The 12,301-nt window shown below is 38.8% G+C and carries 15 protein-coding genes; 4 read left to right on the top strand and 11 right to left on the bottom strand.

Annotation, left to right across the window (positions count from 1 at the left end; genetic code table 11):
- Window positions 1–215 precede the first annotated feature (215 nt).
- The 3 genes from LS684_RS10640 (at window position 216) to LS684_RS10630 (ending at window position 2,435) form a co-directional block, all read left to right on the top strand.
- A complete protein-coding gene (locus LS684_RS10640) occupies window positions 216–533 on the top strand; it encodes a thioredoxin family protein (RefSeq protein ID WP_233805879.1) in 318 nt (105 codons plus the stop codon).
- A 66-nt stretch (window positions 534–599) separates the two neighbouring features.
- The gene (locus LS684_RS10635; RefSeq protein WP_233805877.1) at window positions 600–1,688 is read left to right on the top strand and encodes an FAD-dependent oxidoreductase; all 1,089 of its coding nucleotides are present in this window, start codon (window positions 600–602) and stop codon (window positions 1,686–1,688) included.
- Between the two features lie 360 nt (window positions 1,689–2,048).
- Window positions 2,049–2,435: a hypothetical protein gene (locus LS684_RS10630; protein ID WP_233805876.1), complete on the top strand. Its 387-nt coding sequence runs from the start codon at window positions 2,049–2,051 to the stop codon at window positions 2,433–2,435.
- Here the strand turns inward: LS684_RS10630 and LS684_RS10625 are convergent.
- Together LS684_RS10625 and LS684_RS10620 are read right to left on the bottom strand one after the other, a co-directional pair.
- On the bottom strand, window positions 2,392–3,123 hold the full coding sequence (locus LS684_RS10625) for a methyl-accepting chemotaxis protein (RefSeq protein WP_233805875.1): 732 nt from the start codon (window positions 3,121–3,123) through the stop codon (window positions 2,392–2,394). The genes LS684_RS10630 and LS684_RS10625 overlap by 44 nt on opposite strands.
- Before the next feature lie 13 nt (window positions 3,124–3,136).
- Window positions 3,137–3,355 (bottom strand): glutaredoxin family protein, encoded by a 219-nt coding sequence (locus LS684_RS10620; protein ID WP_233805874.1) that lies wholly within the window; start codon window positions 3,353–3,355, stop codon window positions 3,137–3,139.
- A gap of 112 nt (window positions 3,356–3,467) precedes the next feature.
- Between LS684_RS10620 and LS684_RS10615 the strand changes: the two genes are divergently transcribed.
- Window positions 3,468–4,148 carry a Crp/Fnr family transcriptional regulator gene (locus LS684_RS10615; RefSeq protein ID WP_233805873.1) on the top strand — a complete coding sequence of 227 codons (681 nt, stop codon included), beginning with the start codon at window positions 3,468–3,470 and terminating at the stop codon, window positions 4,146–4,148.
- 24 nt (window positions 4,149–4,172) lie between these two features.
- Here LS684_RS10615 and LS684_RS10610 read toward each other — a convergent pair whose 3' ends face one another.
- From LS684_RS10610 to LS684_RS10570, 9 genes are all read right to left on the bottom strand, one after another.
- A complete protein-coding gene (locus tag LS684_RS10610; protein ID WP_233805872.1) occupies window positions 4,173–5,597 on the bottom strand; it encodes a dihydrolipoyl dehydrogenase family protein in 1,425 nt (474 codons plus the stop codon).
- Complete coding sequence (locus LS684_RS10605; protein ID WP_233805871.1) at window positions 5,598–6,188, bottom strand: CDP-alcohol phosphatidyltransferase family protein; 591 nt, start codon at window positions 6,186–6,188, stop codon at window positions 5,598–5,600. It abuts the gene before it with no gap.
- Window positions 6,189–6,191: 3 nt separating this feature from the next.
- Window positions 6,192–6,854 carry a TVP38/TMEM64 family protein gene (locus LS684_RS10600; RefSeq protein WP_233805870.1) on the bottom strand — a complete coding sequence of 221 codons (663 nt, stop codon included), beginning with the start codon at window positions 6,852–6,854 and terminating at the stop codon, window positions 6,192–6,194.
- A 1-nt stretch (window position 6,855) separates the two neighbouring features.
- Entirely contained in the window at window positions 6,856–7,806 is a 951-nt protein-coding gene (locus LS684_RS10595; RefSeq protein WP_267930419.1) for an ABC transporter ATP-binding protein, read from the bottom strand.
- Between the two features lie 10 nt (window positions 7,807–7,816).
- Window positions 7,817–8,644 (bottom strand): ABC transporter permease, encoded by an 828-nt coding sequence (locus LS684_RS10590; protein WP_233805866.1) that lies wholly within the window; start codon window positions 8,642–8,644, stop codon window positions 7,817–7,819.
- Window positions 8,641–9,510: an ABC transporter permease gene (locus LS684_RS10585; RefSeq protein WP_233805864.1), complete on the bottom strand. Its 870-nt coding sequence runs from the start codon at window positions 9,508–9,510 to the stop codon at window positions 8,641–8,643. The genes LS684_RS10590 and LS684_RS10585 overlap by 4 nt, the downstream gene beginning before the upstream one ends.
- Entirely contained in the window at window positions 9,488–10,720 is a 1,233-nt protein-coding gene (locus LS684_RS10580) for an ABC transporter substrate-binding protein (protein ID WP_233805862.1), read from the bottom strand. The genes LS684_RS10585 and LS684_RS10580 overlap by 23 nt, the downstream gene beginning before the upstream one ends.
- 118 nt (window positions 10,721–10,838) lie before the next feature.
- Entirely contained in the window at window positions 10,839–11,327 is a 489-nt protein-coding gene (locus tag LS684_RS10575) for a staygreen family protein (protein WP_233805860.1), read from the bottom strand.
- 94 nt (window positions 11,328–11,421) lie between these two features.
- Complete coding sequence (locus tag LS684_RS10570) at window positions 11,422–12,174, bottom strand: YybI family spore inner coat protein (RefSeq protein ID WP_233811613.1); 753 nt, start codon at window positions 12,172–12,174, stop codon at window positions 11,422–11,424.
- Window positions 12,175–12,301 lie beyond the last annotated feature (127 nt).

Below are 12,301 nucleotides of genomic sequence, written 5' to 3'. Positions count from 1 at the left end.
AAACATATCTGGGCAAAATTGTTAATGGTTCATTTCATCCATTTTTTATTTGGTTAATTTTCAGAATTCTCATTATTATTAACTTTATTAACACGCTGTTCATCGGTACTTTTTACTACACCTCCTCCCTTTCTTCAATTGTTGTAAGCTATCTTACGGTATTTCTCTTCCTAAGTGTCTATAATGGGTTTATAAGTTTAAGGAGGAAGATATAAATGAAAACGATCCATGATATAACTGAATTTGATCGCTTTATTGCAAGTGATCAGCCTGTAGTGGTTAAATTTTTTGCTGATTGGTGCCCAGATTGTAAGAGATTAGATATATACCTACCTTCTGTTTTAGAAGAGCTTCCAAATATACCCTTTCAACAAATCAACAAAGATGAATTATCAGAGCTAGCTGAACGTCATCAAGTTATGGGTATTCCTAGCTTGCTCGTGTTTAAAAACGGGGAAAAGATTGGCCACCTTCATAGCGCTAATGCGAAAACTCCTGAAGAAGTTCAAGAGTTTTTGGCTACATTCTTTTAAAGAAATGAGAAAACCAGGTGTTCTCACACTTGGTTTTCTCTATATACATAAGGAGTTTGTTTACATATGAAACGAATTGTTTTAGCTGGAGGCGGCCATGCCCATTTAACTGTTATCCGAATGCTGTTAGATAACAAAAGGAATGATATCGAAGTAATATTAATCTCTCCTTCAACCTATCAATACTATTCAGGAATGTTTTCAGGATATACTGAAGGATTATACCAAGAGAACGATATTCGGATCGATCTTAGCAAGCTTGCTGAATTTTCTTCGATTTCATTCTACGAAGACGAAATAATCAAAGTGGATCCCGATAAGAAAATGGCTTATGGACTTTCTGGTCAACAATGGTCATTTGATATCCTCTCTTTTAATATTGGGTCTCGCTATACAAATAAGCATACTTCTACTCAAATAATAGATGTTAAGCCGAATTTCCTCTTCACCAAGAATATTGAGCAATTCAGATCCTTAGAAAAGCCTGTGATTGTTGGTGGTGGAGCTTCTGGAGTAGAGCTGGCTCTTTCCATACATGCATGGAAAAGAAAACACCAGCCTGGATCACAAGTAAGATTAATTAGTTCACAACCGTTATTGCATTCCTATGGAGAACGTACCTCAAATCAGATTCGAAAGATTGCCAGTCAAAAAGGATTATCATTTACTGAAAATGAAAAGGTCATACAACAGCAGGCTGATTTCCTAGTGACTGATCATCAGCGACAAATCCCTTATTCGGGTATCCTTTGGCTCACAGGTCCAACAGCAGCAAATGTATTTTATCATTCGCAGCTAGAAACCGATCATAGAGGGTTTTTACTGGTGAATGATTTTCTTCAGTCAAAAAGATACTCAAATATATTCGCTGTCGGGGATTGTTCGACACTCATAAATCACCCTGCCCTCCCCAAAAATGGAGTATATGCTGTCAGACAAGGACCCATTCTTGCTCATAACATTTCAGCCTTGTTAGAGGATAAGAGCTTTACCCCTTTTAAGCCTCAGAGCAGGTTTCTTGCAATCCTTTCTACAGGTGATCAAGAGGCATTATTAACGTATGGTCATTTTTCAACACACGGGAAATTTCCTTGGAGGCTCAAAAATCATATCGATCAAACGTTCATGAACAAAACAAAAGGAACTCTCGGATAAATAAAAACCAACAAGTATGACCCATTTTTTGCCTTTAATACAGAGGTTTTACGAACGATCATCCATCCGAATCATCTTTGGAACACGTTGCATATAGGCTATTTACAACTGCTTGTTGTTTTCTTTCTAACTCCCGTCTATTTTATGATTATCAATCGAAAAACCACTCAAAGATTAACGGCGGTTGAGAAACTAGTCCTGCCTACATCTATTGATAGTTTTTTCATTTTAGGTACTTCAATTCTAATTGTAGGTATAACAAGTACGTTCGAAATCGTAAAAAGCTATTTCTTTTATGATTTTGTATTTTCTATGATGATTGGATTTGGCTAGGGATGGTTTGTAAGGAAAAGAAAACCTGTGCAAAATACCGAGCAAGTGAATCAGCTCGGTACGATTGGTCTCTACCTATTTATTATTCTTACCGTTTATAAAACAAGTAACTTACTAACATTCTTCCCATTTGAACATTTGTTGATAATCGTAAGTAAGTCGATAATAGTTGGAATCCTAAGCTTTTCTATTTGTTTGATGTTGTTGCGGCGCTTTACTGAAGCAGAAAGAATAGTAGTGATAGTGGCCATGTGGAGCTTTACATTATATGCCCCAGTCGTTTGTATGCATGCTAGGCGAACTGCAGTGAACCGTGTGGGCCCCGCTCCATACGTACTTCTCGTTGTTCCTCTTATCATCCTATGGCTTATTAATTACGTGCATGTATGGCTGACTCTAAGCCTTCAGCAATAGTTTTCCGATTGAAGGCGATTGATTGACTTAAATCATTCGCTTGTTTGCTTGATTCATTTATTCGGCTTGTCTTGCCTATCAATTCTTCCTTTTCCTTATTGACAGTTGACACGGATTGATAGATTTGGTTAAACAGAAGGCTTGTCTCATTTACACTGTTAATCCCAATTTTAACTCTCTCCTGTTCTTCTTGGGAAATTCCTTTGATTACGTTTATTTCTTTAATAATATGGTCAATTGATGCTTGAGCCTGTTTCGTTGCTTGGCCGCTTTCCTCAGATAGCTTTCGAACCTCTTTAGCAACCACGTCAAATCCTCTTCCAGCTGCTCCTGCACGTGCTGCTTCAATTGAGGCATTGAGAGCTAATAGATTCGTCTGTGAAGAAATAGCTTGTAAGAGTCGAATGATTTCAATTAACTGTTGTGAGAGCTGTGAAAGTGTATCTACTTTATCATATAAATGGTTTGAAGAGTGATGGATGTTTTCCATCTCAATTACTGTTCCTGCAATCCTTTTCATTCCCTTTTCTGCATGAAAAGAAGCCTCACTTACCTGTTGATGAATAGTATTCGAAATTTGTGATAGTCCGTTTGATTGCTCGACCATCTCGCGTGCAGCTTGTAAAAATTGATCCATTTCTTGTTTTTGCTTTTTCATAACGTTTAAAGCCTGTTGCAATTGATCCATTATCATAGCTCCTCTATGTTTGAAGGTTTAATATATCCTTCCCAATTATTGTTTGGTTTTTAATAATCAATACCGGTGTGATCACTTCACCCAAACGATCAATAAGGGTAGTAACCGAATTTGGTTCTTCGAGAATATTTATTTCTTGATAGCTTAGGTGTAATCTTTCTAAATGATTACGAGCTTGAACGCAAATTTCACAACCGTTAATCGTGTATAATGTGGCTTCCATCCTCTAGCCCCCTTTATGATCTCAGATTTGATAAAACAGTAAAATGGATTCCTTTTAAGTTTCCCTTTATACTTAGAAAGAAGTCGAAGCGAAGGAAATCTGGAGGAATACGATGGATAAATTGTTTTTATTATCCCAAATTAGCTTGTTTGATGAATTACCAATGGATGATCTCCAAAAAATTGATGCAATGAGTGAAATGAAACCTGTAAAAAAAGGGACCATCATTTTATCACCCACTCATCAAATCCCAGCGCTATTTCTATTGAAAAAAGGACAGGTTAGATTATTCAGAATCAATGAAAACGGCAAAGAATTTACGGTTGATATACTAGTAGATGGCAATATATTTGGTGAAACTTCTACACTTTCTTTAACTGATGATCAAATCTATGTGGAAGCCATGACAGACACCTATCTTTGTGTGATAGGAAAGGAGCGGTTTGAAGCATTTCTCGAAAAAAATCCGAAAATGGCGATTAAGTTAATCAATATTCTTTCAACAAGATTAAAGGAATTGTATTCTTTTAGTGAAAAAATTGCGTTAAGTGATGTAAAATACCGCGTACTCTATCTCCTTCTAAAACTGAGTGAAAAAACAGGAAAACGTAAGAATGAATGGCAAACCATCGATATGAAGCTTACCCATCAAGATATGGCGAACATGATTGGTTCTACTCGGGAAACGACTAGCTCGATCATTAGTCAGTTAAAGAAGGATGGCTATATAAAGAAAGGCCTCAAACTTTCCGTAAATGTAGAAAAAGCGAAAGAAATGATTCAAGAAATTTAAAGCGGACCTATTGTCCGCTTTTTCTTATCTAAATGTTTGAATATATTTCTTTATCAATCTCGGAATCCATCCTTGAAAGAGCTTTTCTCTCCAGTAGGAATCCGCTGTTCTTTGGATAGCTGCAGCATGATTCGGATACGGATAAACCATTTGTGATAGGTCTCCTATTTTCTTTTTTTCCTTCATCGCAAGCACTACCGTTTGCATCCAATCACCCGCTCCCTTTCCAATTGCATGGGCACCAATAATTCTGCCTTTTTGATCTGTCAGAATTTTGACCAATCCTTCTGTTTCCCCATCTGCTACAAACCGGTCTACTTCTGAGAGTGAAGTTTGGTATACAAGGTGGGGCTGGTTTTTGTCTTTAAGCTCTTCTTCAGTCTCCCCTAAATGAAAGATTTCAGGTGTTGTGTACGTTACCCAAGGAACTTCCGAATATTGTATCTTTCTTCTTAAACCAAGTACGGCATTTTGGACTACTAGTTTGCCTTCAAGGCCTGCGACATGTGTAAAAGGAAGTGTCCCATTGACATCTCCGATTGCGTAAATATGTGATACGTTTGTTTGTAGCCTCTCATTAACAGGGATGTAGCCCTGTTGATCCACATGGATTCCTGCATTCTTTAGCTCAAGCTGATCAGAGTTCGGTATCCGTCCAGTTGCAAGTAAGATCGCATCTACAACCAATTCCTCTTCTGTCCCATCGATCATGACAGTCATTTGCTTTTGCCCGTTTTCTTCCTTGATCCGAGTGACACTCGCTTCGAAGGAAAAATGCATTTCCTTTGAGAGGAATTCAAACGCTCTTTCGCGAATTTCCTTATCTTCCTTCGGTAAAATCGTCTTTCCTCGCTCAAATACAGTCACTTCACTTCCAAGTCTTGAGAAAGCTTGAGCAAGTTCGATTCCTATTGGTCCTCCTCCAATTACAGCGAGCTTTTTTGGCAAGGATTCTAAGTCAAATATCGTTTCGTTCGTTAAAAAACCACTTTCTTGTAGCCCTTCTATATTCGGTATAAATGGCCTAGATCCAGTAGAAAGGACCATTCTCTTTCCGTAGATGGTTTCGTTTCCTTGAATCTCTACTTCATGCTCATTCAAAAAATTGCCCTTTCCAATATAAATATCTACTCCAAGCTTTCGAAAACGATCCGCGTCATCATGAACTTGAATATGGGAAATGACTTCTTGGATTCTCTCTTTTACTTCCGTCATTCGGATCGTTCCAGTAGCATGTAAGCCATAGGATGAAGCGGACCTCATATTGTAGATTCGATTGGCAATGGAAATCAGCGTTTTTGAAGGAACACATCCGTAATGAAGGCAATCTCCTCCTGGCTGTTGTTCCTTTTCAATTAGAGCTACCTTCGCTCCTAGAGAACTCGCTCCTGCAGCAACTGTTAATCCCCCTGCGCCTCCTCCAATGACAATTAAGTCATACGTTTTCATTTAGTTCACATCCTTTAGTAGTTTTCTTGCTTCTAACATTCTTTGGATGCCCGTAAAGATCTCAACAGCTACAAAAATAAGGGTGATTTCTAATCGGAATGGCTCGACTAGCATCATAAGCGTCAAGAAAATGAATCCTTCTGTTCGTTCAGCTACTCCAGCTTGGTAATAAAAAGATTTCATACCCTGCTTTTCTGAAACTGCACCAACTGTTAGAAAAATCGTAATCGAAAAGATGATGGAAACACTTAAAAGCAAAAGGGCCCATTGAAGTTCAGGGTATAGGAAAGCAATCCCTAGAATCACACTTATTTCAACTAAACGATCAAACGTCACATCCATAACGGTCCCCCACGGAGATGGCTTTGTCATTCGTGCCATCGAACCATCCACAGCATCCAAGTAACCGGAAAGCCAAAGGAAGATGACTGCCAGAATAGGCTGGTTATAAAAAAACCAAATTCCAGATGAAATTCCTGTGAAAAATGCCATAATCGTTACCTGATTCGCAGTGAGTCCCATACGTAATAAATGAGTAGCTGTTTTATGAATGATAGGTTGTACAAATTTTCGTCCATGTGTGTCTAACAACGCTTAATCCCTCTTTTCTTTTGATAATCCTAGCTTTTCTCGTAATTTTTTGCTAAGTATTAGGGGAGCTAACGCAACAACGATAAATAGGATGATTGCTATAACCAGCTTTCCCGTTGTAGCTCCTACAATACTTGCACCGAGAAAATTGTAGGCAAACGTACCAGGGATGATTCCAATCATCGTTCCAACAGCAAAATGAATATATTTCACTTTGGATACCCCTGCTAAATAACTAATCATATCAAAATTAAATAGGGGAATTAATCTTAATAACAATACATATACAAACCCATTCTTACTCAACTGTTGTTGAATGGTTTCCCCTTTTCCCTTCCATCTCTTGTTCGCTAGATTCTTTCCTAGCTTTCTAGCCAAGAAAAACGCAACAGTTGCTGCTAAAGTAGCTCCAATGATCGTATAAATAGTTCCATAGACGGGTCCAAATGCAAGTCCGCCGGCTAAAGAAAGAACAGATGCAGGAAAAAGAATGATTGGTCGAAATGTATATAAAATGATATAGATAAAAGGAGAAAACAATCCAAAGGATAGAATCCAATCGCGTATTTTTTGTGGTTCAATATTCAAGTACTGCTGATTAAACCATATGAGAAAGATAACTATTGCTGCAATTGCGCCCCATTTTATGAGTGTGGTCCTTTTCATCTTATTTCTCCTCAAAATTCAGAATGTTGTTCGGATGATCAAGTGTAATATTCACTCGTTGATCCACTTGATGTTCGTGATCTCGTAAGGTAACGGTTTGGTTTAATGCGGGTATATCAATGTCACAGAAGACGCTGCCATACTTAAACCGCTTGCTTGTCACTACTCCTGCCCACATATATTCATTTGTCGACTCCGTAGAAGGCATACATATCAGATGGTTTGCGTGGATAAACCGACGCTCATCTAGTAGAATTCCCTCGCTAATAAAACTAGCTACAAATCGATTTTTCGGAAATGAATAGATATCTGTTGGCACCCCTAGTTGTTGAAGCGAACCCTCCCCCAACACCGCCAGCTTATCTCCTAGCGACATCGCTTCCTCACGGTCATGCGTTACAAATATGCTCGTGATTTGATGTTGTTTCAATAATTCTCTTACCCAAACAGTTACCTCTCTTCTGAGTTCATGATCAATACTACTAAATGGCTCATCTAATAGCAGTAGCTTTGGCTGGGTGATAAGAGCACGAGCTAATGCAACCCGCTGTTGTTGTCCGCCCGACAATTCATGAGGGTATTTCCTCTCAAGCTTATCCATTCCTATGTGGTGAATAAACTCTCTCCCCCTCATTTGACGCTCCTTCTTGGTCATTCTTGTGAAATGTAGACCATATATGACATTATCAAGAACGGTCATATGTGGAAAAAGCAAGGCTTCTTGAAACATGAGGACAACAGGCCGCCTATTTGCATGAGTAAGATTGAAATTTTCCTTCTGAATGAGCACGTCCCCTGAATAATCGAGATCTAGGCCAGCGATTGCTTTTAATAAGGATGATTTTCCTGTTCCAGACGGGCCGACTAAGCTTAATATATCACCCTGTGTCATCGTAAACGAAACATCCGTAAATACCGGCTGTCCTTCGAATTGCTTGCTTAGATGTGATATTTCAATGTAATCATTTATAATGATCCCCTCCTGACTTACGTTCTAACTGTAGCTTCTTCTGATAGGGTACGAGTAACCGAAAAAGGATTTCAAACACAAGTACTGAGAAGATAGGCAACAAAGCAAATAGTAGTGAAAAGCTCGCAATTACTGCATCATTGACACTTGATAAAAAAGGGAAGTAGATGATGGCTAGTGTAATGACATTTCCCCCTCCAATCAATGCAGTTAATATATATTGACTCATTGATATGACTAAGATCAAAAATAGACTACTACGGATACTTGGAAGCAAGAGCGGCAAATAGACTGTATAATAGGTCTTCCGTTTTGTTGCTCCTAGAGTTGCGGCAGCATGAGAATAGGAATTCCCTATCGATTCAAAACCGGCACGAATGATTTTCACTGTGTACGGTACAGTTGGTAATAAATGTACAAGAACCACGCCCATCCACTGATCGGCTAAGCCGATGCGGATAAAACTTAAATGAATTCCCATGGCAACAGCTAAGCTTGGAATCATAAGCGGTAAGAGCAGTACACTCTCTACAATCGACTTTCCTTTGAAATGCTCAAATGCTAACACATAAGCTGCAGGAACAGCAATGATGAAATTTAGCAAAATAACCACAAAGCCAATGAGCAACGATTGGAATACTGCATCTAGCAATCTTGGTTCTGAAAATAATACGGACCAGCCTTGTAGTGAAAATTGATTCGGCCATACCATGGGCCAGTTCCAGCTAATTGAAAAGCTTTTCGTAACGAGCAGAATAAATGGAAGGAGTGTCATTACATAGAAAAGGACAGAAAGAAATGGTTGGATTCTTCTATTCATCTATCCACCTCTCCTTTCACAAACCGCTTCCGATTGTGTAAATGCCAAATATAATACAATACGACTGGCAGCATAATCACAAGCGTGAGCAAAATCATAACCGCAAATGCGTATGGTCTTTGACTCCAATCCCCTTCATAAAACCAATCATACGTTAATACGGAAACATATTTTGGATAAGTCGTTCCAAGAAGGTATGGTACTTCATAAGCTCCTAAGACAAACGCGAAGATTATTAAGCCCGCTTCTGCCACAACTGGATAAAGAAACGGCCATTCGATATCCTTGAAAACTCTCCACTTGCTCCCTCCTAATGTTTGAACAACGAGCGGATAATTGGGGTTCATTTGAACGTATACCGGTAATACCATTAAGACGACAAATGGAACCTCTTTACCGATATACGTCAATATCATACCAATCCCATGATGGTCTCGGATCCAAAGGGGGAAATCGCTGTAGTCATCGATCCACCCTATCGTTTCGAAAATAGCGGATACCCAGCCTGTTTGAGAAAGCAACAAAAGCATGACATACGCCCAAACAAAATGAGGGAAAAGCATGGGGATCCATATGAGAGCCTTGCTATGATGGGATTTCAATGATTCAAACATCCATTTGGCTACTAGAAGGCCAATCAGTAACGATAGAGTCGTAGATACCGAGGCAATGGTAAGGCTTAATTGAATAGAATCCAGAAAGGTTGGATCTTTTAGTATTTCCTTATAATAGGTTAGCGTCCATGAACCATCTCCTTGGATACTCGTCAAAAAGGCGGATAAGAGTCCGTATCCAACTAGTAGCAAAACAAAGAAGATGGCAGGAAATAACGCAAAGCTAATTTTACTTCGTTTGGACCACTTCATGAATCCAATTCTCCTCTATCCAGTTCACATACTGCGCATCCATTTCAGGTAAGAACGACTCATCTAGTACTCTTTGAGGTAATACAGAAGTACCGCGATCATAGGAGTCGATTTGTGCTTGTGTTTCTGCTGGAAGCAATTCCTTATCAAGTGACATATTTTCCCCCCAGTAAGTAGAGTCATATTTTGCAAATTGGGCATCAGGTGATAATAGGAAATTGGCTGCTACAAGGGCAGCTGCTTTATTTGGGCTGTTAAACGGAATGGCTAAATAATGCGTATTGCCAATTGATCCTGACTCCAAAACAAATGATTTCGTTGTCTTCGGAAACACACCCTCTTCGATTAAGCTTTCCGCGCGTGCTTCATTATAGCCCATCGTCATCCATACCTCCCCTTGGCTATACAAACGATCTAATTCTGTCAAAGAAGCTGGGTACGTAGCACCTTCTCTCCATAAATCCTTTTCGATATCATTTAAATAACCCCACATCCAGTCGCTATTCTGTTCTGCAAGGGCTTCACTATACCCATTTTCAAGGAGTGGTTCCGGTCCACCTGCACTTTTATAGAGAACATGACGTAAAAATGCATTACCGGTAAAATCACTTGCATCTGGGTAAGTAAACCTTCCTGGATGTTCTTTTACCCAATTTTGTAATTCTTCAAAGCTAGTAGGGGGATTACTTACTTTGGCAGAATCATAGAAAAATACGAACTGAACCTTTCCCCAAGGAGCTTCATACCCATTGATTTCCGTACCAAAATCATATTGTAGGTCAAGACGATCTTGTTTTAAAAAAGAGGTATAATTAGGTAGTTGATCAGTAAATGGGCCGTATAAAAGCTCGTTCGTCTTGGCATTTCTGAAATTTCCCCCATTGATCCAAATGAGATCAATTGTCCCCTTTTCCTTATTAGCTTTTTTCTCATTTAATAGTTTTTGAAGAATTTCATTCGTATCAATTGGCACTCTTTCTAACGCAACCCCAGCGTTTTCTAGTAATTGAGGCGCTACCCAATCATCGATATACGAATTTACGCCTTCATCTCCGCCCCACATATAGATTCGAACGTTCTCTCCCTCTGCAAGCGCTTGAATGTCATCCCAATCTTTGTTTGCGAGGTGAACTACCTCTGCATCTGGCTGTTGACTACAAGCACTTAAAATAAGTAGAAAGATAAATGCAAGTGATATTTTTTTCTTCATTCCGTTTTCCTCCTAATTTTTCCTTTATCCTACACGAATAAGCATATTCATTTCTGTAAGGAGGATTACATATTACCGTAAAGATTAAATCAAAAAAAACACAGGCGAATCGCCTGTGTTAAGTTACGGTCTGTTTTTTAGATTGCATTTCGATCATTAAATATTTTCTAGGCGTGCCAAAGTACAGCAATTGGTTAAATTGAGGATACACGGATGAGAACTGAATAAAAATGGGAGAATCTAATAGCCATGGATAATGAAGATAAAAGCTTCTGTCCCCATATACCATTGCTGTTAATGCGAGATCTAACTCCCGCTTGAAAATCATGTAGCGAATTTTGGCGTATTTCTCATCGAATTCTCCTCCGCTGACATATACCGTTCCATTTAGTATATACTGTCCCATTTTTGGCGTCCATTCAGCTACCACTTCATCACGAAATTGAGGATTGACTGCTTTCATATCATATCGAATGCCGATGGATAAGTATAATTCCCCTGTTGTATCTGAATGGGTAAGTGTGTACTTTCTTCCTTCCACTGGATGGAAAGGTGTAGCTGGTGGTAGATAGGTTACAGTCAGTAGATTGGAATCAAAGTTCGTCATACATTCGTTCCCCCTCATACAGCTAGTTCATTCTATTTTCATCATGCTTATTGTAGTCTATGAAATGAGAGGGGATTGCGTGACAAATGCCTACCTATTTAATTTCCATCACATCAGCGCCAAGAAGCTTCCATTTCCCATGATCAAGCTTCCAGATGGATTCAACAAATGCAATAGCATCTGCGTTGTATGCCCCACTGACTCTTTGGACTCCTTTTAATCCAACAGATCCATCTTCTAATTTAATTGGCTTTAACAATCCATATGCATGAACCATTAACTCTTGCGGTTCATTCAATTTTTCATTGACATATAACCCCATCTTGTTATATTCCTCTTTGCGGTTTTGTAAATCGAATTGATACGTTTTGCCTGTTTCATTGATTGTTAAATTGGCTTTATAGTGATCAAGAAATTGGGCTTGCATCAGCAAAGGATCAGGAACAGTCAGGTCATGAATGGAAAAATCTTTTAAGCTATATAAGTAGTGCTGTGATAGTCCTCCACTACCACCAGTTGGAACAGTAACAAATATATCTACGACTCCATCCTGATTTAAGTCTTGAAAAACAATTGTAGGCTCATAGCCGCCATCGAGCTTAATTGTATAGTGCTCTTGGTTGGATGCCACGATTTCCAACTTGATTTCTTTGAGGAAACTCGCTTTGTTGTCAAAAGGAGTGCCTTTCACATATATAGTATCCTTTATTTGATCACCGGTTACATCCACTTGGTCTTTCGAGATCGTTGCTTCTTTTTTGTTTTCTTCTATTGCATATACGCCGGTAATTGCAGACAGTGACATGAAGAAAAAGGATGCAAAAGCAAATAATAACTCTTTTTTCATCAAATTGATAGCCTCCCTAGAAACGACTCTTTCACTTAGTATCTCCATTATTGGTAAAAACATGTAAACTTCATGTGGAAATTTCAACATGACTTGCTTGTCGTTTTTTTATTTCTTTTAAGTTAGG

This window comes from Cytobacillus spongiae (genome assembly GCF_021390075.1).
The sequence above is the reverse complement of the archived record's forward strand: the minus strand, read 5'-3'. Positions and strand labels throughout refer to the sequence as shown.

Excerpts from the sequence above, each read along its gene's own strand:
- LS684_RS10640 (WP_233805879.1), top strand. The coding sequence starts at position 216 with ATGAAAACGATCCATGATATAACTGAATTTGATCGCTTTATTGCAAGT.
- LS684_RS10635 (WP_233805877.1), top strand. The coding sequence starts at position 600 with ATGAAACGAATTGTTTTAGCTGGAGGCGGCCATGCCCATTTAACTGTT.
- LS684_RS10625 (WP_233805875.1), bottom strand. The coding sequence starts at position 3,123 with ATGGATCAATTGCAACAGGCTTTAAACGTTATGAAAAAGCAAAAACAA.
- LS684_RS10620 (WP_233805874.1), bottom strand. The coding sequence starts at position 3,355 with ATGGAAGCCACATTATACACGATTAACGGTTGTGAAATTTGCGTTCAA.
- LS684_RS10615 (WP_233805873.1), top strand. The coding sequence starts at position 3,468 with ATGGATAAATTGTTTTTATTATCCCAAATTAGCTTGTTTGATGAATTA.
- LS684_RS10610 (WP_233805872.1), bottom strand. The coding sequence starts at position 5,597 with ATGAAAACGTATGACTTAATTGTCATTGGAGGAGGCGCAGGGGGATTA.
- LS684_RS10600 (WP_233805870.1), bottom strand. The coding sequence starts at position 6,854 with ATGAAAAGGACCACACTCATAAAATGGGGCGCAATTGCAGCAATAGTT.
- LS684_RS10590 (WP_233805866.1), bottom strand. The coding sequence starts at position 8,644 with ATGAATAGAAGAATCCAACCATTTCTTTCTGTCCTTTTCTATGTAATG.
- LS684_RS10585 (WP_233805864.1), bottom strand. The coding sequence starts at position 9,510 with ATGAAGTGGTCCAAACGAAGTAAAATTAGCTTTGCGTTATTTCCTGCC.
- LS684_RS10580 (WP_233805862.1), bottom strand. The coding sequence starts at position 10,720 with ATGAAGAAAAAAATATCACTTGCATTTATCTTTCTACTTATTTTAAGT.
- LS684_RS10575 (WP_233805860.1), bottom strand. The coding sequence starts at position 11,327 with ATGACGAACTTTGATTCCAATCTACTGACTGTAACCTATCTACCACCA.
- LS684_RS10570 (WP_233811613.1), bottom strand. The coding sequence starts at position 12,174 with ATGAAAAAAGAGTTATTATTTGCTTTTGCATCCTTTTTCTTCATGTCA.